Annotated in this window: 21 protein-coding genes; 17 read left to right on the top strand and 4 right to left on the bottom strand. The window is 65.4% G+C overall.

Annotation, left to right across the window (positions count from 1 at the left end; genetic code table 11):
• The first annotated feature begins 70 nt into the window (after nucleotides 1–70).
• Nucleotides 71–2,203: a sensor histidine kinase gene (locus tag ABQ137_RS17895; protein ID WP_081008513.1), complete on the top strand. Its 2,133-nt coding sequence runs from the start codon at nucleotides 71–73 to the stop codon at nucleotides 2,201–2,203.
• Between the two features lie 3 nt (nucleotides 2,204–2,206).
• Nucleotides 2,207–3,928 (top strand): EAL domain-containing protein, encoded by a 1,722-nt coding sequence (locus tag ABQ137_RS17890; RefSeq protein ID WP_349783281.1) that lies wholly within the window; start codon nucleotides 2,207–2,209, stop codon nucleotides 3,926–3,928.
• Between the two features lie 146 nt (nucleotides 3,929–4,074).
• On the opposite strand, the gene ABQ137_RS17885 is transcribed toward ABQ137_RS17890, so the two are convergent.
• The 4 genes from ABQ137_RS17885 to flgA all read right to left on the bottom strand — a co-directional run bounded on the left by ABQ137_RS17885 (nucleotide 4,075) and on the right by flgA (nucleotide 6,824).
• Nucleotides 4,075–5,301, bottom strand: a complete 1,227-nt coding sequence (locus tag ABQ137_RS17885) for an ATP-binding protein (RefSeq protein WP_046342694.1) — start codon at nucleotides 5,299–5,301, stop codon at nucleotides 4,075–4,077.
• A 152-nt stretch (nucleotides 5,302–5,453) separates the two neighbouring features.
• Nucleotides 5,454–5,786: a hypothetical protein gene (locus ABQ137_RS17880; RefSeq protein WP_024939614.1), complete on the bottom strand. Its 333-nt coding sequence runs from the start codon at nucleotides 5,784–5,786 to the stop codon at nucleotides 5,454–5,456.
• Nucleotides 5,787–5,801: 15 nt separating this feature from the next.
• The gene (flgM, locus tag ABQ137_RS17875) at nucleotides 5,802–6,113 is read right to left on the bottom strand and encodes a flagellar biosynthesis anti-sigma factor FlgM (RefSeq protein ID WP_016901729.1); all 312 of its coding nucleotides are present in this window, start codon (nucleotides 6,111–6,113) and stop codon (nucleotides 5,802–5,804) included.
• A gap of 66 nt (nucleotides 6,114–6,179) precedes the next feature.
• Nucleotides 6,180–6,824 carry a flagellar basal body P-ring formation chaperone FlgA gene (flgA, locus tag ABQ137_RS17870; RefSeq protein ID WP_024939613.1) on the bottom strand — a complete coding sequence of 215 codons (645 nt, stop codon included), beginning with the start codon at nucleotides 6,822–6,824 and terminating at the stop codon, nucleotides 6,180–6,182.
• Nucleotides 6,825–7,188: 364 nt separating this feature from the next.
• Here flgA and ABQ137_RS17865 point away from each other — a divergent pair, with 364 nt between their 5' ends.
• The 15 genes from ABQ137_RS17865 to fliS all read left to right on the top strand — a co-directional run bounded on the left by ABQ137_RS17865 (nucleotide 7,189) and on the right by fliS (nucleotide 23,636).
• Nucleotides 7,189–8,133, top strand: coding sequence for a chemotaxis protein CheV (locus ABQ137_RS17865; RefSeq protein ID WP_016901727.1), 945 nt, complete (start codon nucleotides 7,189–7,191; stop codon nucleotides 8,131–8,133).
• Nucleotides 8,134–8,482: 349 nt separating this feature from the next.
• Complete coding sequence (gene flgB, locus ABQ137_RS17860; RefSeq protein WP_024939612.1) at nucleotides 8,483–8,884, top strand: flagellar basal body rod protein FlgB; 402 nt, start codon at nucleotides 8,483–8,485, stop codon at nucleotides 8,882–8,884.
• A gap of 3 nt (nucleotides 8,885–8,887) precedes the next feature.
• Nucleotides 8,888–9,295, top strand: a complete 408-nt coding sequence (flgC, locus tag ABQ137_RS17855; RefSeq protein ID WP_005914451.1) for a flagellar basal body rod protein FlgC — start codon at nucleotides 8,888–8,890, stop codon at nucleotides 9,293–9,295.
• 37 nt (nucleotides 9,296–9,332) lie between these two features.
• Nucleotides 9,333–10,004: a flagellar hook assembly protein FlgD gene (locus ABQ137_RS17850; protein ID WP_016901725.1), complete on the top strand. Its 672-nt coding sequence runs from the start codon at nucleotides 9,333–9,335 to the stop codon at nucleotides 10,002–10,004.
• Nucleotides 10,005–10,035: 31 nt separating this feature from the next.
• Nucleotides 10,036–11,259, top strand: coding sequence for a flagellar hook protein FlgE (flgE, locus tag ABQ137_RS17845; RefSeq protein ID WP_016901724.1), 1,224 nt, complete (start codon nucleotides 10,036–10,038; stop codon nucleotides 11,257–11,259).
• A 144-nt stretch (nucleotides 11,260–11,403) separates the two neighbouring features.
• Nucleotides 11,404–12,159, top strand: coding sequence for a flagellar basal-body rod protein FlgF (gene flgF / locus ABQ137_RS17840; RefSeq protein ID WP_005921307.1), 756 nt, complete (start codon nucleotides 11,404–11,406; stop codon nucleotides 12,157–12,159).
• Nucleotides 12,160–13,041: 882 nt separating this feature from the next.
• Nucleotides 13,042–13,827: a flagellar basal-body rod protein FlgG gene (gene flgG, locus ABQ137_RS17835; RefSeq protein WP_016901723.1), complete on the top strand. Its 786-nt coding sequence runs from the start codon at nucleotides 13,042–13,044 to the stop codon at nucleotides 13,825–13,827.
• Nucleotides 13,828–13,865: 38 nt separating this feature from the next.
• A complete protein-coding gene (gene flgH, locus ABQ137_RS17830; protein ID WP_016901722.1) occupies nucleotides 13,866–14,558 on the top strand; it encodes a flagellar basal body L-ring protein FlgH in 693 nt (230 codons plus the stop codon).
• A 10-nt stretch (nucleotides 14,559–14,568) separates the two neighbouring features.
• Nucleotides 14,569–15,687 (top strand): flagellar basal body P-ring protein FlgI, encoded by a 1,119-nt coding sequence (locus ABQ137_RS17825; protein ID WP_039521506.1) that lies wholly within the window; start codon nucleotides 14,569–14,571, stop codon nucleotides 15,685–15,687.
• Between the two features lies 1 nt (nucleotide 15,688).
• Nucleotides 15,689–16,867: a flagellar assembly peptidoglycan hydrolase FlgJ gene (gene flgJ, locus ABQ137_RS17820; RefSeq protein WP_184614467.1), complete on the top strand. Its 1,179-nt coding sequence runs from the start codon at nucleotides 15,689–15,691 to the stop codon at nucleotides 16,865–16,867.
• A gap of 11 nt (nucleotides 16,868–16,878) precedes the next feature.
• Entirely contained in the window at nucleotides 16,879–18,753 is a 1,875-nt protein-coding gene (gene flgK / locus ABQ137_RS17815) for a flagellar hook-associated protein FlgK (protein WP_349783280.1), read from the top strand.
• The gene (flgL, locus tag ABQ137_RS17810) at nucleotides 18,753–19,958 is read left to right on the top strand and encodes a flagellar hook-associated protein FlgL (RefSeq protein ID WP_349783279.1); all 1,206 of its coding nucleotides are present in this window, start codon (nucleotides 18,753–18,755) and stop codon (nucleotides 19,956–19,958) included. The genes flgK and flgL overlap by 1 nt, the downstream gene beginning before the upstream one ends.
• A 317-nt stretch (nucleotides 19,959–20,275) precedes the next feature.
• Nucleotides 20,276–21,475, top strand: a complete 1,200-nt coding sequence (locus ABQ137_RS17805; RefSeq protein WP_024939608.1) for a flagellin — start codon at nucleotides 20,276–20,278, stop codon at nucleotides 21,473–21,475.
• Between the two features lie 271 nt (nucleotides 21,476–21,746).
• Complete coding sequence (gene fliD, locus ABQ137_RS17800) at nucleotides 21,747–23,072, top strand: flagellar filament capping protein FliD (protein ID WP_104553481.1); 1,326 nt, start codon at nucleotides 21,747–21,749, stop codon at nucleotides 23,070–23,072.
• 150 nt (nucleotides 23,073–23,222) lie between these two features.
• The gene (fliS, locus tag ABQ137_RS17795) at nucleotides 23,223–23,636 is read left to right on the top strand and encodes a flagellar export chaperone FliS (protein WP_024939606.1); all 414 of its coding nucleotides are present in this window, start codon (nucleotides 23,223–23,225) and stop codon (nucleotides 23,634–23,636) included.
• The last annotated feature ends 2 nt before the right edge of the window (nucleotides 23,637–23,638 follow it).

Raw genomic sequence — 23,638 nt, 5'->3', positions numbered from 1 at the left:
ACGGCCGTTTCTCCGATTAGTTGAGGCGTGTGTTTCGGGCTCGACCGAACCGGGACGAGTTGCGGCTAAGATGGTTGCATCGCCAGCACCAAAGGTCGTCCGCGGACCCATGCCTCATCCTGTCGCCGCGCCCGCGTTTTCGTCCGCTCCCGTGTCCCGTCTTCGCCTCGCCGAGCGCCTGCAACAAGGTCTGTGGACCCTGACCGGGCTGTATCTGCTGGTCGGCGTGATCTGGCTGCTGCTGGGCAACCGGCTGCTGCACCTGGCCGGCGCCGCCATGCCGGAACGCTGGTCGGACGCCAGCTTCCTGCTGGTGTCGAGCGTGGTGATCCACTTGGTGCTGCGCCGTTTCGTGGCGCTGATCGTGGAAGAGCACGCGCAACTTGCGCAATCGGAGGCGGTGCTGCAGGCCAAGTTCCTGGCCCTGCCCAGCCCTGCGCTGATCTACGACCTGGCCACGCTGCGCATCCTGGATGCCAACCCGGCAGCGCTGGAATTCTTCGGCTGGGAACGCGACGAATTTCTGCAGCAGACGCTGCAGGCGATCTGGCCCAATGCCGACGGCGCCCGCCTGGAGGAGATCATCGCCCAGATCCGCGCCAAGGGCGACGCCACCTGCACCCTGCACGAGGATCTGCTGACCCGCAGCGGCCCGCGCCATGTCGAGATCCGCAGCAACCAGCTGCATCTGGCCAGCGGCCCTGCCCGTCTGGTGGTCACCGTGGACCGCAGCGAGGAACGCCAGGCACAGCATCTGCGCGACGAGGCGCTGCAGCGGCTGGAAGAAGCGCAGAGCATCGCGCGGCTGGGTTCCTGGCAGCTGGATCGCGCAACCGGATTGGGGCGCTACTCGCCGGCGGTGTACCGCCTGCTCGGCCGCAGCGTGCCGATGCATCGGCGCGAGCATCGGCTGGAAGAACTGTTGACCGCCTCGGACACCGCCACCCAGGCGCGGATCGAACGCATGATCGAGGACATGTGCACTGGCGGCGACGTGCAGATCGACGTGCTGCTGCCGCTGACCGGCGGCGATTCGCAGCCGCGCACCGTGCATCTGCGCGCCGAAAGCGTGACCAACCCGAACGGCGCCCGGCATATCCATGGCACGCTGCAGGACGTCAGCGAGCGCGAGCAGTCGCGCCGCTTGCTGCGCGAGCGCGAGGAGCAGTTCCGCGAGCTGGTCAGGGTGCTGCCCGATGGCGTGCTGATCCTGGCCGACGAGCACGTGATGTATGCCAATGCCGCCGGTTCTGTGCAGTTCGGTTTCCAGGGCGAAACCATCCTGGGCGAGCCGCTGCAGACGCTGGTCGGCGACAGCGACCTGCCGGTGGTGCGCGAGTACCTGCGCGCGGGCAGCGATCGCAACGAGCCGGTGTCCAGCGCACGGGCGATGCGTCGTCGCGATGGCAGCACGTTCTATGCCGGCCTGTCGGCCGGCGATATCCGCTATGGCGGACGCAGCTGCAAATTGCTAGTGGTACGCGACCTGAGCGAACCCGAGCGCATGCGCGATGCGCTGGCCGAGAGCAATGCCGAGTTGCAGGCGATGGCCAAGCGCCTGTTTTCGCTGCAGGAGGACGAACGCCGCGCGATCTCGCGCGATCTGCACGACGACATCGGCCAGGCGATCACCGCGATGAAGCTGTCAGCGCATGCGGCGCTGGACGAGCCGGATCCTGACGCGCGCCGCGAAGACCTGCTGGAAGTGGTGTCGCTGGCCGACAGCACCGTGACCAAGCTGCGTAACCTGTCGATGCTGTTGCGTCCACCGCAGTTGGATGCGCTGGGCCTGGAAGCGGCCCTGCGCTGGCAGGCCTCGATGCTGTTTCGTGCATCGCCGGTGCGGCTGGAGCTGGATATCCAGGCACTGGACGTGCGCCCGGGCAACGAGATCGAGCAGGCGTGCTTCCGGATTGCGCAGGAAAGCCTGACCAACGCGCTGCGCCACGCCTGCGCCGGCGAAGTGCACATGCGGCTGTACTCGATCGACAGCGAGAGCTTCCGCCTGGAAGTCAGCGACGACGGCGATGGCTTCGAACCGGAAGGCCCGCGTGGGCTCGGGCTGATCGTGATGCGTGAGCGTGCGCAAACCGTCGGCGGTGCGCTCGCGATAGAATCAGCACCCGGAGCAGGCACGCGCGTGACGTTGCGCCTGCCCTATCACCCGGTCGGCGAGTCCGTCCACGACGATGGTGGACGTTAAGTCATGTGGAGCCCCGTAATCCCGCCCGGACTGGAAATCGTCAAACCCACCCGCCTGGGCGCGGGCAACCCCGAACTGCTGCATCTGGTGGACGCTGCCGCATCCGGCGGCCCGCCGTTGATGGTGTTCCACATCGATATCGATCACTTCGCCTCGATCAACGAGAACATGAGTGCCGAAGTCGGCGATCAGGCGCTGACGCTGGTGGCGCGCCGGCTGCAGGACTTTCTCGGCACGCGCGGCAAGTTGTGGCGTCATGGCAGCGATGAAATAGTGGTGGTGGCGGTGCGTCGCGAAGACACCCCGCTGCCGGAGGATTTTGCCGAAGAGATCCGCCAGCAGCTGGAACTGCCGCTGTCGGTGCTGCCGTACACCTTGTTCATGACCGGCAAGGTCGGCATTAGCCTGTGCCCGGAACACTCGACCTCGCTGTCGATCCTGCTCGACTACGCCGAAGAAGCCAGCTACCAGGCCGCACGCGAAGGCGGCAATACGGTGCGGCTGTACACGCGCAACTCGACCACCAATGCGCATAGCGAAAGCATCATTGCGCGGCAGATCGTCGATGCGATCCCGCATGGCGAACTGCGGCTGCGCTACCAGCCGCTGGTGAGCGCACGCGACGGCCGCATCGTCGGCATGGAAGCGCTGCTGCGCTGGCAGTCGCCCACGCTGGGCATGCTGGTGCCGGAGCGCTTCATGCGCACCGCCGAGCGCCTGGGGGTGATCGTGCAGATCGGCGAATGGGTGCTGCAGAACGCGGTGCGCCAGGCGCGGCTGTGGCGCGACCAGGGCTTCGACGATTTCAGCATCGCGGTCAATGTCTCCACGCTGCAGCTGTTGCGCCCGGGCTTCTTCAACGAAGTGATGGCGATGCTGCAGACCGCCGGCGTGCCGGCGCAGTTCGTCACGCTGGAAATCAACGAAAGCGCGTTGACCAACAACGTCAACTTCGTCCACGAGACGATGGCCAACCTGCGCAACGAAGGCATCAGCCTGAGCCTGGACAACTTCGGTACCGGCGATTCCAGCCTGAGCGCGCTGGTGCGCTATCCGGTGGACCGGCTGAAGATCGATCGCAGCTTCATCAAGAGCGCGCCGGCCGGCAGCCGCGAGGCGGCGATTGCGCGCGCGATCATCGCGATGGGCCACCAACTCGGCATGACGGTGATCGCCAACGGCGTGGAATCGCAGGCGCAACTGGGCTTTCTGCGGCGCAACGATTGCGACATCTTCCAGGGCTACCTGTTCGGCGAACCGATGTCGGCCGAGTCGGCCGGCATGGCGCTACGCCGCCGCTACCTGCGCCCGGAATCGTTCGCCGAAAGCCGCCCCGACCGCACGCTGCTGCTGCTGGACGACGAAGAAAACGTGCTGCGCTCGCTGGTGCGCCTGTTCCGCCGCGATGGCTACCGCATCCTGGCCGCCGGCAACGTGCGCGACGCCTTCGACCTGCTCGCCACCAACGACGTGCAGGTGATCCTGTCGGACCAGCGCATGAGCGACATGAGCGGCACCGAGTTCCTGGGCCGGGTCAAGATGCTCTACCCCGACACCGTGCGCCTGGTGCTGTCCGGCTACACCGACCTGGCCACGGTCACCGAAGCGATCAACCGCGGCGCAATCTACCGCTTCCTGACCAAGCCCTGGAACGACGACGAGCTGCGCGAGCATATTCGTCAGGCATTTCGCACGCATGATGAGCTGCGTAACGGCAGGGAATAGGGATTCGGGATTGGGGATTGGTAAAAGCCAACAGCGATATTCCTGAGCCGCAATCGGAGATTCGCTGAGCAAGGCAGACGGCAAGAGCGCGGCAAAACCGCTCTTGCCAATCCCTAAACCCGACTCCCCAATCCCAGCGCGAAGCGCTACCGCGGCTGCCGCACCGGTAGCACGATCCGGAAACTGGCGCCCTGCCCCGGGACGCTTTCGACGTCGATGCGGCCGTGGTGCTTGTTGATGATGCCGTAGGAGATCGACAGGCCCAGGCCGGTGCCGCTGCCGACCGGCTTGGTGGTGAAGAACGGGTCGAAGATGCGTTGCAGCAGGTCCGGGGCGATGCCCGCGCCGCTGTCCTGGAACTGGATCCAGACATTCTCGGTCTCGTCACGGCCGGTGGTGACGGTGATCGTGCCGCGCTCGACGATCGCCTGGCCGGCGTTGAGCAGCATGTTCATGTAGACCTGGTTGAGCTCGGACGGCAGGCACTCCACCAACGGCAGCTCGGCGTAATTGCGCTCCAGCGTGACCTTGTACTTGAGCTCGTTCCAGATGATGTTGATCGTGGATTCGAGACCGGCATGCAGGTCGACCATCTTCCACGACTCGGACCGGTCCGAGTACGAGAAGTCCTTGAGGTCGCGCACGATGCGGGTGACCCGCTCGATGCCCTCGCGCGATTCGGCCATCAACTGCGGCAGGTCGCGGCTGATGAAGTCGATGTCGGCGCGGTTGCGGATCTCGTCGATCTCCGGAATCAGCGCCTTCGGATCCGGCGCCTGCAGTGCGCGCTCATAGGCTTCGATCAGCGTGAACAGGCTGCGCAGGTATTCCTGCAGGCTGCCGAGATTGGAGTGCACGTAACCGATCGGATTGTTGATTTCATGCGCCACGCCGGCGGCCAGCTGGCCGATGGAGGCCATCTTTTCCGACTGCAGCAGCTTGTCCTGCGCGCCGTTCAAACGCAGATAGGCCTGGCGAAGTTCGGCGTGGCGCTGCTGCAGCTCGCGCTCGTAGTCCTGCTGGCCTTCGATGTTGTGGAACAGCGCCAGGAAGTGCCCGACGCTCTGCTCTTCGTTGTAGTACAGATGCGCGATGACCACGCGATCGGCCACCGGCAGGCTGCCGGTCCAGCTGCCCTTGCTGCGCGCCTGATTGAGCGCATCCGACGGCAGCACCTGCGAGATCCGTTCGCCGAGATTGCGGTCGTCGTCAGGATCTTCCTTGCACAGGCTCTGGCGGGCGATGGCGTTGGCCAGGATCAGCTGTCCGTCGGCGCGGAACAGCAGCACGCCCTCGAGCATCTGGTCGCCGAAGGCGCGCAGCATGGTCGAGGACGGTAACAGGGTTTGATTGAGAAAAAACTTGGCAGTCACGGGACAGGGCGGCGTAGAGGACGCTTCAATATACGCCGAACCGCCCAGGCCTCGTATTGCGCGGGGCCACGCTCTTGCACGCCGGGCAGCTCAAAGCTGCGCTACAGACACCTGCTCCAGCCTGCGCGTGCGCTCGGGCACGCTACGGTACTTCAGGCCACTGCCAGCGAACGACCGCCGCGCAGCACGCTCGATTGGCCCTTGGCGTCGTAGGACGGCGCACTCTCGGTGCGGCCCAGATGACGCAGTGCCCAGTTCACTTCGCGGCGCCGGCGTGCCAGCAGCGCGCCGTTGGCGCGATTGGCTTCGGCCAGTTCGCGCAGCCGCTCTTCTTCGCCCTGGGGCATTGCCGCTTCCAGCGCGCGCAGTGCCGACAGCTTGTCCTGCGTATGGCGCATCAACCCATCGATGTCGTTCTCGAGTAATGCCTGGCGTTCGCCGGCCAGCGCGTCGCTGAGACGTTGCAGGAACTCGTTCACGTTCATCCTTTGGGTCGGGGATTAGCCCGCCAGTTGCTGATTCAGATCCATCATGCGGCTGGCGATGGCATCCGGGTTGATGGAGTAGCTGCCGTTCTGCAACGCATCCTTCACTGCCTGGACGCGACCGGTGTCGATCGCCGAGGACTGCGACAGCGTGCGCTGCAGGTTCTGCAGGTTGGTCGCCTCACCGGTCAGCTTGACGCTGTCGGTCGGCGGCAATGCGGCGATCGGGGACGCGCGATCTTCACCGGCCGAGGCGATCTTGCTGCTCGTGGCCGCGGTGCGAAGGGTTGCAGCGGTCGGTAGATTGCCTTCGATTTTCTGGCTCATGTCGGGAACTCCTCTACAGGTCGTAGGGGATAACGGCATGCCAAAAAAAAACTTTATAGCGATTTTCTATCTGGACACCACAACGGTCCCGCTCGCTTCGACGATCCCCTGCACCACCCGGCGCGAAGAGGAATTTTCCACCGAAACCCGCTCGTTTTCGCCGGCATCGGACAGCGCGCGACCGCTCATGCGCACCTCCAGCCCGCCATTGCGCGCCACCAGCGGCACGGTATCGCCGCGCCGGACCAGCCGCTGGGTGACCAGATCGTTGGCCGACAGCAGCGAGCCGGCCGGCAGGATGCGCCGGGCAGTCTTGCCCACCGCCGCCACCGGATCGGCCAGCACCGCACCGACGATGCGGGCGGCGTCACGCTTCTCGATACTGATATCGGCCAGCGAGATGGTTTCTCCAGCACTGATGCCGCGGCGCAGCACCAGCACATCCTGGTTGCGGCGCACCTTCAGCGGCACGAACAGGCGCCAGCCGGCCGGCTGCGGGCAGGCCACTTCCACCGTATTGGTGCCGGTCGGCTGCGCCTGCAGCGCGATCGGGCAGGCCGGCATGCGCAAGCCCGGATCGAGCGTGGCCTCGGCCTCGGCATCCGGGCCAACGGTGGCCAGCGCCGCAGCGCGGATGGAATCGACAGACTGATAGCTCTGGGCCCAGGCCGGAGCGGCAGCCAACAAGATGACAAGCAGGAGCAGGCGCATGGGACCAGATCCGGAGGGAGACGGAACAGACAGTGCAAGAGGCGTGCCTGTTTTTTGCCGGGATTGGGGAGTTGGGATTGGGGATTTGTAAAAGCGGCTTGGCGGGTGATTCATTTGGCCGGTGCCAAGGCCCTTTGAGCCAGCGCGTCTATCCGACCAACTGTCTCCGAAGTCTTCAGGGCTGCAGAAGCAGCAACGGCCTGACCAACGCGCTCATTCACGCCTTTGAGCCAATCCCCAATCCCAAATCACCAGATCCCGGCGCTTGAGCCAATCCCGAATCCCGACTCCCCAATCCCGACAGCGCCCCCACGCCAGGCTAAAACCGCTCAAGTTTTCCGAGGGCGCTGTCGATATCTGCCCCATGACCCACGATCTGCTCAACCGCATCGACCAGCGCACGCGTCTGGCTGGCCACAACCGACTGGCCCTGCTGCTGTTCCGGCTGGGCGGGCGCCAGCTTTTTGGCGTCAACGTGTTCAAGGTGCAGGAGGTGCTGCGCCGCCCGGAGCTGTTCCAGGTGCCCGGCCTGCCGACCGAGTTCGCCGGCGTAGCCGACGTGCGCGGGCGCTCGGTGCCGGTACTGGACCTGGGCCTGGCGATCGGCCATCCAGAGCGCGACGCGCACTCGGAAAACGGCCCCGGCTATCTGGTGGTGGCCGAATTCAACCGCTCGGTCCAGGGCTTTCTGGTCAGCGGCGTGGAGCGCATCGTCAATATTGCGGTGGAAGATATCCACCCGCCGCCGGAACTGGGCGCCGAAGCCACTTATTTGACGGCGGTGACGCGCTTCCAGGGCGAGTTGATCCAGGTCATCGACGTGGAAAGCGTGCTCGCCGACATCGCCAAGGTCAGCAAGGACGTGCAGCTGGATCCCTCGCTGCAGCTGGTCGCCTACGACCGGCAGTTCCAGGTATTGGTGGTGGACGACTCGCGCGTGGCGCGCCAGCAGATCCGCAGCGTGCTCGACCAGCTCGGCGTCTCGGCGACCTTGTTGTCCGACGGCCGCCAGGCGCTGGACCACCTCTTGCAGGTGGCTGCATCAGGCGAGAATCCGGCCGACCGCTATGCGATGGTCATCTCCGACATCGAAATGCCGGCCATGGACGGCTACACGCTGACGACGGAAATCCGGCGCACGCCGGGCCTGCAAGGCCTGTACGTGCTGCTGCACACCTCGCTGTCGGGCGTGTTCAACAACGCCATGGTCGAACAGGTGGGCGCCAATGCCTTCGTGGCCAAGTACAGCGCCCACGAATTGGCCGACTACGTGCTGGCGCGCCTGAAAGTGGTCGCCGAAGCGGCCTGAGCAGGCCAGGCGGCTGCCGGGTCGGAGCCGATGGCAGCGACAAGGCGCTGCGCCGGGCTTCCAAGAGCCCGGCAGCATTGAAGTCGGGGCGGTGTGCGTCAACCCGCTTTTAAAGTGATATCCGCTGACGCCGGACGTTGCCGGACCGCGCCTCGGTTAACGCCGAACCTTCCGGCCTGGCGCGCCTGCGTGAACCAGCTCCGCGACGGACGCATGTTCACCGCTTCTCCCGGACGGCCAAGCCGCCGTTCGTCGGCAGCTCCGATTGTTCTCCGCATTCCGCGGCCCGCACCACCTCGATTGGCACAAACATTGCTTTCTCCCTGGTAACACTTCGCGGGAGAGCACCGTGTCCAATTCCATCTCGTCCTTTCTAGGCATCCACGGCGATGCTCTGCCGCTACGCGAGCAGCGCATGAAGCTCATTGCCAGCAATCTGAGCAATGTGGATACCCCTGGCTACAAGGCAAAGGATCTGAATTTCGAGGCGGCGCTCAAATCGGCCGAAGGCGTGCGCGACGGCACCCTGCTGCAGACCACCGACGCCAAGCATTACGAGATCGGCAGCAGTGCCGGGCTCAACCCGTTCCAGATCACCCGCGAATCCGACCAGCCCAGCCTGGACGGCAATACCGTCGATCCCGATGCCGAACGTGCTGCCTACGGCCGCGCCGCGCTGGAATACCGCGCCTCGCTGAGCTTCCTCGAATCCAAGGTGCGCTCGATGCTCACCGCGATCACCGGCCAATAAGTCATGAGCAATCTACCCATCTTCGATGTGGCCGGCTCGGCGCTGCACGCGCAGTCGGTCCGCCTGAGCACCATCGCCTCCAACCTGGCCAATGCCGACTCCGTCGCTGGCTCGGCCGAGGCGACCTACAAGCCGATCGAGCCGATCTTCCAGGCCCAGCAAAGTCGCCAGGACCCCAGCCTGACCTCGGTGAACGTCAAGGAGATCACCACCACCAACGCGCCGCCGATCCGTCGCTACGAGCCCGGCCATCCGCTGGCCGATGCCGATGGCTACGTGTTCTCGCCGGACGTGGACCCGGTCTCGCAGATGGTCAACATGATCTCGGCCTCGCGCAACTACCAGGCCGGCGTGGAAATGCTCAACACCGCCAAGGAACTGGCGCTCGCCACCCTGACCATGGGTCGCTGACCCTCCTAGCTGACCCTTCCCTTACGGACCCTTTCACATGAGCACGATCGGTAGTGACCTCTACACCAGCCTCGGGCTGACCTCCAGCAGCGCCACGGCGACCAAGAAGAAGGAGGAATCGCTCGGCCAGGCCGACTTCCTCAAGTTGATGACCGAGCAGCTGCAGCACCAGGACCCGCTCAAGCCGATGGAAAACAGCGCGTTTCTGGGCCAGCTGGCGCAGTTCTCCACCGTGCAGGGCATCGGCGACCTCAATACCAAGGTCAGCAGCTTCTCGGCGGCGCAGAGCAGCGATCAGGTGCTCAAGGGCGCCTCGCTGGTCGGGCACAACGTGCTGGTGCCCTCCGCACAGCTCGCCATCGATGCCACCAATTCGGCCAAGGGCGTGGTCGCCGCGACCTCGGCCGGCACCGTCAATTTCGAAATCACCGATGCCAACGGCGCCTTCGTCAAACAGCTCAGCGTGCCGGCCAGCGCCGCCGGTGAAGTGTCGTTTGCCTGGGACGGCACCGATGCCAACGGCAACCGCATGGCCGCCGGCAAGTACGGTGTGACCGCCACCCAGACCGACACCGCCGGTTCCAAAAGCAAGTTGTCCACCTATGTCGACGCGCCGGTGGACAGCGTCACGATCGGCTCGGACGGCCTGTATCTCAACCTGACCGGGCTAGGCACTTCCCCGCTCGCCAACGTGCTCCGCGTCAGCTGAGCCGGCAACCGACACTTAAAGGACCTCATCCATGGCTTTCAATACCTCGTTGTCCGGCATCAACGCAGCCAATGCCGATCTGAACGTCACCTCCAACAACATCGCCAACGTCAACACGACCGGTTTCAAGGAATCGCGTGCCGAGTTTGCCGACATGTTCCAGAGCACCAGCTACGGCCTGTCGCGCAACGCGGTGGGTTCTGGCGTGCGCGTCAGCAATGTGGCGCAGCAGTTCTCGCAGGGCAATATCGACCCGACCGGGCGCAGCCTGGACCTGGCGGTCTCCGGCGAAGGCTTCTTCACCGTGACCTCCAACGGCGCCAAGATGTACACCCGCGCCGGCAACTTCCAGACCGATGCCAACGGCTACGTGATCAATCCGCAGGGCGCGCGCCTGCAGGTCTTCGCCCCCAACCCGAGCGGCAACGGCTTCGACGTCGGCCGCCTGTCGGACCTGCAGCTGCTGACCACCGACAGCCCGCCCAAGTCGACCTCCACGGTCAACCTGGCCTTCACCCTGCCCGGCAATGCCACCGCCCCGTCGGTGACCCCGTTCAGCCCGGCCGACGACAAGACCTACAGCCACTCCACCGGCGGCATCAACGTCTACGATTCGCTGGGCGTCAGCCATGTGCAGACCTCCTATTTCGTCAAGACCGCCAACCCGAACGAGTGGCAGGTGCACAACTACGTGGACGGTGCCGCGGTCGGCGCGCCCACCACGCTGCAGTTCTCCGATACCGGCGCGTTGACCACCCCGGCCAACGGCATCATCACGATGGACCCGTTCACCCCGAGCACCGGCGCCGGCGTGCTGAACATGCAGCTCAACGTCAGCGGCTCGACCCAGTACGGCGAAGCCTTCGCGCTGCGTGACACCCGCCAGGACGGTTATGCCAGCGGCAAGCTCAACGAGATCAGCATCGATACCAGCGGCGTGGTGTTCGCGCGCTACTCCAACGGCGCCGACAAGCCGCTGGGCCAGGTCGCGCTGAGCACCTTCGTCAACCCGCAGGGCCTGCAGTCGCAGGGAAACAACATGTGGGCCGAAAGCTACACCTCCGGTGCCGCCCGCACCGGCGCGCCGGACACCTCGGACCTGGGCCAGATCGAATCCGGCTCGCTGGAATCCTCCACGGTGGACCTGACCGAGCAGTTGGTGAACATGATCGTGGCCCAGCGCAACTTCCAGGCCAACTCGCAGATGATCTCGACCCAGGATCAGGTCACGCAGACGATCATCAATATTCGTTAACGGCTGGGATGAGTGATTGGGGATTAGGGATTGGCAAGAGCCGGTACTCCGTCAAGCGGATACCGGCCCTACCCCCTCTTCTGCCAGGTCGCAATAGCCCGCGTTTACGAATCCCGAATCCCGACTCCCCAATCCCGGTGCCTCATGGACAAAGCTCTCTACGTTGCGATGACCGGCGCCCGCGCCTCCCTGCAGGCGCAGGGCACCGTGTCGCACAATCTCGCCAACGTCGATACGGTGGGGTTCAAGGCTGCGTTGGCCAATACCGAGGCGTTCAAGATCCAGGGCAAGGGCTATCCGTCGCGGATCGATGCGCTGCATGTAGACCAGGGTTTCGACCGCAGCCAGGGCCACCAGAAGGTCACCGGCAACCCGCTGGACGTGTCGCTGCAGCAGGACCGCTGGCTGGCGGTGCAGTCGCCCGACGGCAGCGAGGCCTACACCCGCAACGGCGAGCTGGCACTCACCGCCAATGGCCAGCTGGTAACCGCCAATGGCCATGCGGTGCTGGATGAGGGCGGCAACCCGATGACGATCCCGCCGCACCAGGCGATGGAGATCGGCAGCGACGGCAGCATCTCGATCATTCCGCAGGGCGAAGGCCCGCAGACCATGGCCATCGTCGGCAAGATGAAGGTGGTCGATGCCCCCGCCGACCGTTTGACGCGGCGCCCGGATGGGCTGATGCGTAACACCAGCACCGACCCGGCGCAGGCGTTTGCGGTGGCCACCGGCAAGACCATCAACAGCGGCATGCTGGAGGGCAGCAACGTGGACGCCGCCGGCGCGCTGGTGGAGATGATCCAGCTGCAGCGGCAGTTCGAAATGCAGGTCAAGATCATTAAGAACGGCGACGACAACGCGCAGTCGGCCAATTCGCTGCTGCGGGTCAGCGGCTAAGCGCCACTGGCGCCCATTGACGCACCGCTGGTTGGCTTGCCGCGCTGTCGAGCACCTGGATGGCGGCCACCCGGGGGACGTGGCTCGCGAGCGAAGTGACATGTCGTTCGACTCTGACTCCTGCGGTCTCGCAGGTGGTTTGTACGCGCTTGACGCTGACTACCGATGGTTTGTCGGCCAGGTGTGTGCAGTTGGCAATGCTGTTGATCTGGGCATTCGCTGCAGAGCGGCTGGTTTGTGACTTGGCTGCAGGGCCCTTGCCCGCCCACCATCGCAGGACACGCCGCAAGTACGTCCGTGTAGGCTCTTACGCGGCATCCATGCCGCGTAAGGTCCCGCGACGGTGGGCGGGCAAGGACCTGTCGAGATAGTCGGCACGCAGGATTGCGAGCAGAGCATGCGGTGTGTTGCTCGGGTCGCATCGCTTCCGATCGGCTTCCCGATTCAACCCGAGCAACAAGCAGCTTTTCACACGACCACCGATTCACTCTCTGGTGCGGTGGCCTCGCCGATTGCGGGACCGTGGGGCGGCATGGATGCCGCCACCGAGCCTACATGGACGTACTTGCGGCGTGTCCCGCGGGCGGTGAGGACACCGCGCGCTCCCAAGAACCCTTCCGCACGCAGCGCCAAGGGTTCACACCTCGCCGAACACATCGCTGACCGGCGACCGATCTACCGCGCCTGATCTGCTGCGCAGAGTTCCACCGCTTCCGCTTAGCCGCTACCTGCCCGCCGCCAGCCCGTCCAGCGCAGGACGTCGCGCCCGCTGCGCGTGATCCAGTGCACAGCCGGCAAAAATCCGACGCGGGTTTGGCACGGCACGTGCATATACCCACCCGTACCCGGAACACATCCCCGGGTCTAACGAGGAATCGGGTCATGAATCAGGCTTTGTGGGTCGCCAAAACCGGACTGGATGCGCAGCAGACGCGCATGTCGGTCATTTCCAACAACCTGGCCAATACCAATACCACCGGCTTCAAGCGCGATCGTGCGGCGTTCGAAGACCTGTTGTACCAACAGGTGCGTGCGCCGGGCGGTTCCACCTCCGCGCAGACGCAGCTGCCGACCGGCCTGCAGCTGGGTACCGGCGTGCGGGTGGTCTCCACCTTCAAGGGCTTCGACCAGGGCAGCCAGCAGCAGACCGGCCGCGCGCTCGACGTGATGGTCAACGGCCGCGGCTTTTTCGAAGTGCAGATGCCTGACGGCACCTCGGCCTATACCCGCGACGGCACCTTCCAGATCAATGCGCAGGGCGAGCTGGTCACCAACAGCGGCTACCCGCTGCAGCCGGGCATCCAGATCCCCGAAGGCGCGCAGTCGCTGACCATCGGCAACGACGGCACCATCAGCGTGACGCTGGCCGGCCAGGCCGCCGCGCAGGAAATCGGCGCGTTGACGCTGACCGACTTCATCAACCCCTCGGGCCTGCAGTCCAAGGGCGAGAACCTGTTCGTCGAAACCACCGCCTCCGGCCCCGCGCAGAACGGCACCCCCGGCCTCAACGGCCTGGGCAACACCGTGCAGGGCGCGCTGGAAGGCAGCAACGTCAACACGGTGGAAGAACTGGTGAGCATGATCGAGACGCAGCGCGCCTACGAAATGAATGCCAAGGCGATCTCCACCACCGACTCGATGCTCGGTTACTTGAACAACAACGTCTGATCGGCCCGCCGGTCGCTGCCCTCTCAGGAATCCACGCCATGTCCCGCCTGCCTTCTCTCTCCTCCCTGTGCCTCGCCATTGCCTGCAGCGCGCTGCTGGGCGGCTGCGTGGCGGCCGGCGATGTGCGGCCGTTCGCCGAACTGGCGCCGATCGTGCCGGTGGTCGCGCCGGTGGCGCAGCCCACCGCCGGGGCGATCTACGCCGCCGGCCCGAGCCTGAATCTGTACGGCGACCGCCGCGCCCGCGATGTCGGCGATCTGCTGACGGTGAACCTGGTGGAAAGCACCACCGCCTCGTCCACCGCCAATACCAGCATCAGCAAGAAGGACGCGACCACCATGGCCGCGCCGACGCTGCTGGGGGCGCCACTCACCGTCGGTGGCTTGAACGTGCTGCAGAACTCGTTGAGCGGCGATCGCAGCTTCGACGGCAAGGGCAACACCGCGCAAAGCAACCGCATGCAGGGCAGCGTCACGGTCACCGTGATGCAGCGCCTGCCCAACGGCAATCTGGTGATCCAGGGGCAGAAGAACCTGCGCCTGACCCAGGGCGACGAACTGGTGCAGGTACAAGGCATCGTGCGCGCCGCCGACATCGCCCCGGACAACACCGTGCCCTCGAGCAAGGTGGCCGACGCCCGCATCGCCTACGGCGGCCGCGGCGCGATCGCGCAGTCCAATGCGATGGGCTGGCTGAGCCGCTTCTTCAATTCCCGTCTGTCGCCCTACTGAGCCTGCGACCATGAACCTGTCTTCCCTGCCCTTCCGTCTGCTGGCTGCCGCTGTGGCGGTCTGCGCGATCGCCGCGCCGGCCTCGGCCGAGCGCATCAAGGATCTTGCCCAGGTCGGCGGCGTGCGCGGCAACGCGCTGGTCGGTTACGGCCTGGTGGTCGGCCTGGACGGCAGCGGCGACCGCACCAGCCAGGCGCCCTTCACCGTGCAGAGCCTGAAGAACCTGCTCGGCGAGCTGGGCGTCAATGTTCCGGCGAACGTCAATCCGCAGCTGAAAAACGTCGCGGCCGTGGCCATCCATGCCGAACTGCCGCCGTTCGCCAAGCCCGGCCAGCCGATCGACATCACCGTGTCCTCGATCGCCAACGCGGTGTCGCTGCGTGGCGGCTCGCTGCTGATGGCACCGCTGAAAGGCGCCGACGGCCAGGTCTATGCGATGGCGCAGGGCAACCTGGTGGTCGGTGGCTTCGGCGCGCAGGGCAAGGACGGCTCGCGGGTGTCGGTCAACATTCCCAGCGTCGGCCGCATTCCCAACGGCGCCACCGTCGAACGCGCATTGCCGGACGTGTTTGCCGGCAGCGGCGAGATCACCCTCAACCTGCACCAGAACGACTTCACCACCGTCTCGCGCATGGTCGCGGCGATCGACAGCAGCTTCGGCGCCGGCACCGCGCGTGCGGTGGACGGCGTGACCGTGGCAGTGCGCTCGCCGACCGATCCCGGCGCGCGTATCGGCCTGCTGTCGCGGCTGGAAAATGTCGAACTGTCTCCGGGCGATGCCCCGGCCAAGGTGGTGGTCAACGCACGCACCGGCACGGTGGTGATCGGCCAGCTGGTGCGGGTGATGCCGGCGGCGATCGCGCATGGCTCGCTCACCGTGACCATCAGCGAGAACACCAACGTCAGCCAGCCGGGCGCCTTCAGTGGCGGCCGCACCGCGGTGACCCCGCAGTCGACGATCACGGCCACCTCCGAAGGCAGCCGCATGTTCAAGTTCGAAGGCGGCACCACGCTCGATCAGATCGTGCGTGCGGTCAACGAAGTGGGCGCCGCTCCCGGCGACCTGGTGGCCATCCTGGAAGCGCTCAAGCAAGCCGGTGCGCTCACGGCGGAGCTGGAGGTGATCTGACATGCGTATCGCAGCCTCGCCCATTGATCTCAACCCGAGCACCAAGGCCGATCCCGCCAAGATCGACAAGGTCTCACGTCAGCTCGAAGGACAGTTCGCGCAGATGCTGGTCAAGAGCATGCGCGATGCGAGCTCTGGCGACCCGATGTTTCCGGGCGAAAACCAGATGTTCCGCGAGATGTACGACCAGCAGATGGCCAAGGCGCTGACCGACGGCAAGGGGCTGGGCCTGTCGGCGATGATCTCCAAGCAGCTGAGCGGCGACACCGGCGGCCCGGCGTTGAATACCTCGCTGAGCACCGCCGATGCCGCCAAGGCCTATTCGCTGGTGGCCGGCAAGCGCGACGCCTCGTTGCCGTTGCCGAGCCGCGATGGCGCGGCGACCGGCATCGGCGCAAGCACCGGCACCGCTGCAGGCATCGGCGCAGGCGGCCTGGGCGGCATCGGCATGAGCCAAGTGCTGGATCTGATCGCCGGGCGCACCGGCAGCAGCGATGCCGGCAGCGACGATGCGGCCGCGCTGAGCTGGCCCTCGGCCAACGATCGCTGGAGCGATGTGGCGGCCAGCGATGCCGCCGATGCCAACGCCGCGGTCAATGCGAGCGCGGCGAGCAGCGCCGCCGCCAGCCTGGGCGAGCGTACCCCGGAAGGCTTCGTCGCCAAGATCTGGACGCATGCGCAGAAGGCCGCACGCGAACTGGGCGTGGATCCGCGTGCGCTGGTGGCGCAGGCCGCGCTGGAGACCGGCTGGGGCCGGCGCGGCATCGGCAATGGCGGCGACTCCAACAACCTGTTCGGCATCAAGGCCACCGGCTGGAGCGGCGACAAGGTCACCACCGGCACCCACGAATACGTCAATGGCGTCAAGACCACCGAAACCGCCGATTTCCGCGCCTATGGCTCGGCCGAGGAGAGTTTTGCCGACTACGTGCGGCTGCTGAAGAACAACAGTCGTTACCAGCCCGCGCTGCAGGCCGGCACCGATATCAAGGGTTTTGCACGCGGCTTGCAACAGGCCGGATACGCCACCGATCCGGGCTACGCAGCCAAGATCGCGGCGATCGCCAACGGTCCGACCATCGACCGTGCGGTGGCCGCGATCGGCAACGCGGCGGCCGACCTGTCCAACCGCTATGCCAGCACCGCCGAGCCTGCTGGGCTCGGCACCATCCGTCGTTGAGGTAAACGCCCATGTCCATCATGTCCACCGGGACCAGTGCGCTGATCGCCTTCCAACGGGCGTTGTCGACCGTTAGCCATAATGTCGCCAACATCAATACCGAAGGCTACAGCCGCCAACGTGTGGAATTTGCAACGCGCACGCCCACCGACATGGGCTACGCGTTCGTGGGCAATGGCGCCAAGATCACCGACGTGAGCCGGGTGGCCGACCAGCTGGCCACCTCGCGCCTGCTCGACAGCGGCGGCGAGCTGTCGCGGCTGCAGCAGCTGTCCTCGCTGTCCAACCGCGTCGACAGCCTGTACTCCAACACCGCCACCAACGTGGCCGGGCTGTGGTCGAACTTCTTCGACTCCACCAGTGCGGTCTCGTCCAATGCCTCGTCCACCGCCGAGCGGCAGAGCATGCTCGACAGCGGCAACTCGCTGGCCACGCGCTTCAAGCAGCTCAACGGGCAGATGGACAGCCTGAGCAACGAGGTCAACAGCGGCCTGACCTCCGCGGTGGACGAGGTCAATCGCCTGACCCAGCAGATCGCCAAGATCAACGGCACCATCGGCAACAGCATCGACAGCGCCTCGCCGGACATGCTCGACCAGCGCGACGCGCTGGTGTCCAAGCTGGTCGGCTACACCGGCGGCACCGCGGTGATGCAGGACGGCGGCTTCATGAACGTTTTCACCTCCGGCGGCCAGGCCCTGGTGGTGGGAACCACCTCGTCCAAGCTGACCACCGTCGCCGACCCGTATCAGCCGAGCAAACTGCAGGTGGCAATGCAGACCCAGGGCCAGAATGTCAGCCTCAGCGCCAGCTCGCTGGGCGGGCAGATCGGCGGGCTGCTGGAATTCCGCACCAGCGTGCTGGAACCGACCCAGGCCGAACTCGGTCGCCTGGCCGTGGGCATGGCCAGCACCTTCAACGCCGGTCACGCGCAAGGCATGGACCTGTACGGCGCGATGGGCGGCAACTTCTTCAACATCGGCTCGCCCACCACCGCCGCCAACCCCGGCAACACCGGCAGCGCGTCGCTGAGCGCCAGCTTCAGCAACATGGCGGCGGTGGATGGGCAGAACGTCACGCTCAGCTTCGACGGCACTACGTGGAAGGCCACCAATGCCAGCACCGGCTCGGCGGTGCCGCTCAGCGGCAACGGCACCCCGGCCAATCCGCTGGTGCTCAACGGCGTCAGCCTGGTGGTCGGCGGCACGCCGGCCAACGGCGACAAGTTCCTGCTGCAGCCCACCGCCGGGCTGGCCGGCACCCTGTCGGTGGCCATCACCGACCCTTCGCGGATTGCCGCGGCCACCCCGGTCAAGGCCACCGCCACGGTCGCCAACCTGGGCACCGGCAAGATCAGCGACGTCAAGGTCACCAATGCGCAGAACCCGGCGCTGCTGACCCCGGCGTCGGTGGAGTTCATCGACGCCAACCAGTACACCATCGACGGTACCGGCCCGTTCGCCTACACCGCCGGTCAGACCATCAGCGCCAACGGCTGGAGCTTTGCGCTGGACGGCGCGCCCAAGGCCGGCGACACCTTCGGCGTCGGCCCCACCGGTGCCGGCTCCAGCGACAACGGCAACGCCAAGTTGCTGGCCAATCTCGACGATGCCAAGGCGCTCAGCGGCGGCACCGTCACGCTCAACGGCGCGCTGTCGGGTCTGACCACCTCGGTCGGCTCGGCCGCGCGTGCGGCCAGTTATGCCTCGGACGCGCAGAAGGTCATCAACGACCAGGCGCAGGCCAGCCGCGACTCGATTTCCGGCGTCAACCTCGATGAGGAAGCCGCCAACATGCTGAAGCTGCAGCAGGCCTACCAGGCCGCCGCACAGATGATCTCCACCGCCGACACCATCTTCCAAGCCATCCTGGGTGCCGTACGCTGATGACCGACCGTATCTCCACCAGCATGATGTACAGCCAGTCGGTGTCGTCGATGACGGCCAAGCAGTCCCGGCTGAACCAGATCCAGTCCCAGCTCGCCAGCGGGCAGCGTCTGGTCACCGCCAAGGACGATCCGGTCGCCGCCGGCACTGCGGTCGGCCTGGATCGCGCACTGGCCGCGATCACCCGCTTTGGCGAGAACGCCAACAACGTGCAGAACCGCCTTGGCCTGCAGGAAAACGCCCTGTCGCAGGCCGGCGACAAAATGGCGCGCGTCACCGAATTGGCGGTGCAGGCCAACAACTCCTCGCTCAGCCCCGACGACCGCAAGGCGATCGCCTCGGAACTGACCGCCCTGCGCGACAGCATGGTCAGCCTGGCCAACAGCACCGACGGCACCGGGCGCTATCTGTTCGGCGGCACCGCCGATGGCAGCGCACCGTTCATCAAGAGCAGCGGCGGCGTCACCTACAACGGCGACCAGACCCAGAAACAGGTCGAAGTGGCGCCGGACACCTTCGTCAGCGACACCCTGCCCGGCAGCGAAATCTTCATGCGTATCCGCACCGGCGACGGCACCGTGGATGCGCACCCCAACACTGCCAACACCGGCACCGGATTGCTGCTGGACTTCAGCCGCGACTCCAGCACCGGCAGCTGGAACGGCGGCAGCTACAGCGTGCAGTTCACCGCCGCCGACACCTACGAGGTGCGCGACAGCACCAATACGGTGGTCGGTACCGGCACCTACAAGGATGGCGAGGACATCAACGCGGCCGGCGTGCGCATGCGCATCAGCGGCGCACCGGCGGTGGGCGACAGTTTCCAGATCGGCGCCTCCACCACCAAGGACGTGTTCTCCACCATCGACGACCTGGTCGGCGCGCTCAACTCCGACACGCTGACCCAGCCGCAGAAGGCGGCGATGATCAACACGCTGCAGTCGTCGATGCGAGATATCGCACAGGCCTCGTCGAAGATGATCGATGCGCGCGCCTCCGGCGGCGCGCAGCTGTCGGCGATCGACAACGCCAACTCATTGCTCGAGTCCAATGAGGTCACCCTCAAGACCACGCTGTCGTCGATCCGCGATCTGGACTACGCCTCGGCGCTTGGTCAGTACGAACTGGAGAGGGCCTCGTTGCAGGCCGCTCAAACGATTTTTCAGCAGATGCAGTCGTCGTCGTTGTTCAACCTGATCCGCTGATTTGCAGCAGAAAACCCGCGTTTTCTGCACTCCTGCGCGCGAGCACTTGCGCAGGCCGACGGAGTTTATTCGTCGAAAGTTATACCAACGCTAAAGATCTACGGGGTGCTGCCGAATAAACCAAACCCCTTGATACACAACGCTTCCGTATTTCGTCCCGCAGCAGAAAGACAGTAAAAAAACACTGGATTTCGCTAAAGGTTCCCGACGCAACGCCGTTATTCATCTCAGCAGCGGCAACGGCCAACTTGATGGCCCCCCTGCGGAGGCTCCGGGCAAGTCCCCCTTGCCGGAAAAATCGCTTAGGAGAAATCAAAATGGCACAGGTAATCAACACCAACGTAATGTCGCTGAACGCTCAGCGGAACCTCAACACCAGCAGCGCGAGCATGTCGACGAGCATCCAGCGTCTGTCCTCGGGTCTGCGCATCAACAGCGCCAAGGACGACGCCGCAGGTCTGGCGATCTCCGAGCGCTTCACCACGCAGATCCGCGGCCTGGACGTTGCCTCGCGCAACGCCAACGACGGTATCTCGCTGGCCCAGACCGCCGAAGGCGCGATGGTCGAAATCGGCAGCAACCTGCAGCGTATCCGCGAGCTGTCGGTGCAGTCGTCCAACGCCACCAACTCGCCGACCGACCGTGACGCGCTGAACTCCGAAGTCAAGCAGCTCACCGCCGAAATCGACCGCGTCGCCAACCAGACCAACTTCAACGGCACCAAGCTGCTGAACGGCGACTTCTCCGGCGCGCTGTTCCAGGTCGGCGCCGACGCCGGCCAGACCATCGGCATCAACAGCATCGTCGACGCCAACGTCGATTCGCTGGGCAAGGCCAACTTCGCTGCCGCCGTTTCCGGCGCTGGCGTGACCGGCACCTCCACCGCATCGGGCTCGATCAGCGGCATGAGCCTGTCGTTCAAGGACGCCAGCGGTGCAGCCAAGAGCGTCACCATCGCGGACGTCAAGATCGGCGTCGGCGAGAGCGCTGCCGACGTCAACAAGAAGGTGGCTGCGGCGATCAACGACAAGCTCGACCAGACCGGCATGTACGCCTCGATCAAGACCGACGGTACGGTGCAGATCGAATCGCTGAAGGCTGGCCAGGACTTCACCTCGCTGACCGCCGGTACTTCCAGCGCCGCAGGCATCACCGTCGGCGCCGGCATCACCACCGCCTCGGCCGCTTCCGGCTCCACCGCCTCGACCCTGAGCACCCTGGACATCTCCACGTTCTCCGGCGCACAGAAGGCCCTGGAAATCGTCGACAAGGCGCTGACCGCGGTCAACTCCTCGCGCGCCGACATGGGTGCGGTGCAGAACCGCTTCACCTCCACCATCGCCAACCTGAGCGCAACCTCGGAAAACCTGTCGGCCTCGCGTAGCCGTATCCGCGACACCGACTACGCCAAGGAAACCGCCGAGCTGACCCGCACGCAGATCCTGCAGCAGGCCGGTACCGCGATGCTGGCCCAGGCCAAGTCGGTTCCGCAGAACGTGCTGAGCCTGCTGCAGTAATCGGCAGCGCTTCGCACCAAGTCAAGAGCCCCTCTTCGGAGGGGCTTTTTTTGTGGCCGCAGATTGCTTCGCCCGAGATTTGAGGGCGAATGCGCAGCACGGTTTGCTGGCGCAGGTTTTTTGACGCATCCCGCCGGCATGGAACTTGCACTACCCACACTCGTGAGCGAAACGGGGTCGCTGCCGCTAAAGTCCTGGCGGATGCGGCCGATACCCGTCTCGTAATCCCATGCGTCCATCCTTGCTTGGACGCCCAGACGAGGAATGCAACATGGCATCGGTGATCAGCACTTCCGGCTCCGGTCTGGACATCCCAACTGTGGTGTCCACCCTGGTTTCCCGGCAGAAAGACCCGGAGCAGGCGCGCATCAACAAGGCCGGGACCGCCGCGACCACGCAGCTGTCGGCGATCAGCCAGATCAAGAGCAGCATGACCACGCTCAAGTCTGCGCTGGACAAGGTCATCAGCAGCGCCGACACCAACGCCTACAAGGCGACAGTGCCGACCGATGCCGGCTTCACCGCCACCACCACCAGCTCGGCCGCGCCGGGCAACTATTCGGTGGAAGTGGTCTCGCTGGCCAGCGCGCAAAAGCTCGCCTCCGGCGCGTTCGTCGCCGATGCCACTGTCGGCAGCGGCACGCTGACGATCGGGTATGGCGAGAAAAAAATCACCGTGGACATCAGCGGCACCGACAAGCTCACCGACATCGCCGCCGCCATCAACAAGGCGGCCGGTGGCAAGGGCGTCACCGCCAGCGTGGTGACCGCCAACGACGGCCAGCACCTGGTGTTCAACGCGGTCGACACCGGTACCAAGGGCGCGCTGACCGTCAGCGCCAGCGACCCCAGCCTGAGCAGCCTCACCTATGGCCCCGGCGTCAGCGGCGGCCTGACCCAGTCCGTGGCCGCGACCGATGCGCTGGTGCGCGTGGACGGCTTCGAACGCACCTCCAGTTCCAACACCGTCACCGATATCGTGCCGGGCGTGGTGCTCAACCTCACCAAGGCCGCCGAAGGCACCAAGGTCACGTTGGGCGTTGCGGCCGACACCAGCGGCCTCAAGGCCAATCTGACCGCGTACGCGGCCGCCTACAACACCGCCAACACCCTGCTGGCCAAGAGCAGCGCCTACGACCCCACCACCAAGACCGCCGCGGCGTTGACCGGCGACTCGCTGGTGCGCGGCCTGCAGCAGCAGTTGCGCGGCCAGGTCAGCGGCAACCTCACCGAACTCAAGTCGCTCGGCCTGACCATCGACAAGGATGGGGTGATGAGCTTCGATGGCGGCAAGTTCGACACCACCATCGCCGCCGACGGCGGTGCCGCCGCCGAGGTGCTCGGCAAGGACAGCAAGTTCGGCTCGGCCATGACCAAGCTGCTCGACAGCAACGTCAACGCCAACAACGGCACCCTGACCCTGCGTTCGGACAGCTTGAACAAGCAGATCAAGGGCTACGAGGATGACCTGGATGACCTCGACGCGCGCATGACCAAGCTCAGCGATCGCTACACCGCGCAGTTCACCGCGATGGAAACCATGATCAGCAAGCTGCAGAGCAGCACCAGTTCGCTCAGCAGCCTGCTGACGAGCTGATTTCCGTGATGAGGATCCTCAAGTCCCGCAATGGTCTTGCCGATACAAGAAGGGCCTATCGTGATTTCGGCCTTGCCTTCCGGCAGGAGCGTCGTCGCAGGAGCGCAGCGCTCCGGGACCAACGAAGGTCAGCCCATTGAGGAGTCATCCATGTACGGTTCCAATCGTCAGTATGCCGAGCAATACCGCAAGGTCGGCGTGTCCACCAGCGTGACCGAAGCCGACCCGCACAAGCTGGTGTCGCTGCTGTTCGCCGGCGCCTGCCAGCGCATCCGTCTGGCCCAGGCCTGCCTGGCGCAGGGCGACCAGGCGCGCAAGGGCAAGGCCATCGGCGAAGCCTGCGCGATCGTCGGCCACTTGAACGGATCGCTCGATCACGAAGCCGGTGGCGAGATCGCTGGTAACCTGTCGGCGCTCTACGACTACGTGATGCAGCGGCTGACTGCCGCCAACCTGCACAACGACGAAACCGCGTTGACCGAAGCGCTGGATCTGCTCAGCGAAATCGATTCGGCGTGGAATTCCATCCCCCTGGACCAACGCGGCCTTTCCGCCGCTTCGTGAGT

Source organism: Xanthomonas sp. WHRI 8393, assembly GCF_040203315.1.
GTDB classification, from domain to species: domain Bacteria; phylum Pseudomonadota; class Gammaproteobacteria; order Xanthomonadales; family Xanthomonadaceae; genus Xanthomonas; species Xanthomonas arboricola.
Note: the sequence above shows the minus strand (reverse complement) of the source record. Positions and strands in the feature narration are given on the sequence as shown.

Excerpts from the sequence above, each read along its gene's own strand:
- flgE (WP_016901724.1), top strand. The coding sequence starts at position 10,036 with ATGGCTTTCAATACCTCGTTGTCCGGCATCAACGCAGCCAATGCCGAT.
- flgH (WP_016901722.1), top strand. The coding sequence starts at position 13,866 with ATGTCCCGCCTGCCTTCTCTCTCCTCCCTGTGCCTCGCCATTGCCTGC.
- flgA (WP_024939613.1), bottom strand. The coding sequence starts at position 6,824 with ATGCGCCTGCTCCTGCTTGTCATCTTGTTGGCTGCCGCTCCGGCCTGG.
- ABQ137_RS17805 (WP_024939608.1), top strand. The coding sequence starts at position 20,276 with ATGGCACAGGTAATCAACACCAACGTAATGTCGCTGAACGCTCAGCGG.
- flgJ (WP_184614467.1), top strand. The coding sequence starts at position 15,689 with ATGCGTATCGCAGCCTCGCCCATTGATCTCAACCCGAGCACCAAGGCC.
- flgF (WP_005921307.1), top strand. The coding sequence starts at position 11,404 with ATGGACAAAGCTCTCTACGTTGCGATGACCGGCGCCCGCGCCTCCCTG.
- flgM (WP_016901729.1), bottom strand. The coding sequence starts at position 6,113 with ATGAGCCAGAAAATCGAAGGCAATCTACCGACCGCTGCAACCCTTCGC.
- flgK (WP_349783280.1), top strand. The coding sequence starts at position 16,879 with ATGTCCATCATGTCCACCGGGACCAGTGCGCTGATCGCCTTCCAACGG.
- ABQ137_RS17890 (WP_349783281.1), top strand. The coding sequence starts at position 2,207 with ATGTGGAGCCCCGTAATCCCGCCCGGACTGGAAATCGTCAAACCCACC.
- ABQ137_RS17880 (WP_024939614.1), bottom strand. The coding sequence starts at position 5,786 with ATGAACGTGAACGAGTTCCTGCAACGTCTCAGCGACGCGCTGGCCGGC.
- flgC (WP_005914451.1), top strand. The coding sequence starts at position 8,888 with ATGAGCAATCTACCCATCTTCGATGTGGCCGGCTCGGCGCTGCACGCG.
- ABQ137_RS17895 (WP_081008513.1), top strand. The coding sequence starts at position 71 with ATGGTTGCATCGCCAGCACCAAAGGTCGTCCGCGGACCCATGCCTCAT.
- flgG (WP_016901723.1), top strand. The coding sequence starts at position 13,042 with ATGAATCAGGCTTTGTGGGTCGCCAAAACCGGACTGGATGCGCAGCAG.
- ABQ137_RS17825 (WP_039521506.1), top strand. The coding sequence starts at position 14,569 with ATGAACCTGTCTTCCCTGCCCTTCCGTCTGCTGGCTGCCGCTGTGGCG.
- fliD (WP_104553481.1), top strand. The coding sequence starts at position 21,747 with ATGGCATCGGTGATCAGCACTTCCGGCTCCGGTCTGGACATCCCAACT.
- fliS (WP_024939606.1), top strand. The coding sequence starts at position 23,223 with ATGTACGGTTCCAATCGTCAGTATGCCGAGCAATACCGCAAGGTCGGC.
- ABQ137_RS17850 (WP_016901725.1), top strand. The coding sequence starts at position 9,333 with ATGAGCACGATCGGTAGTGACCTCTACACCAGCCTCGGGCTGACCTCC.
- ABQ137_RS17865 (WP_016901727.1), top strand. The coding sequence starts at position 7,189 with ATGACCCACGATCTGCTCAACCGCATCGACCAGCGCACGCGTCTGGCT.
- flgL (WP_349783279.1), top strand. The coding sequence starts at position 18,753 with ATGACCGACCGTATCTCCACCAGCATGATGTACAGCCAGTCGGTGTCG.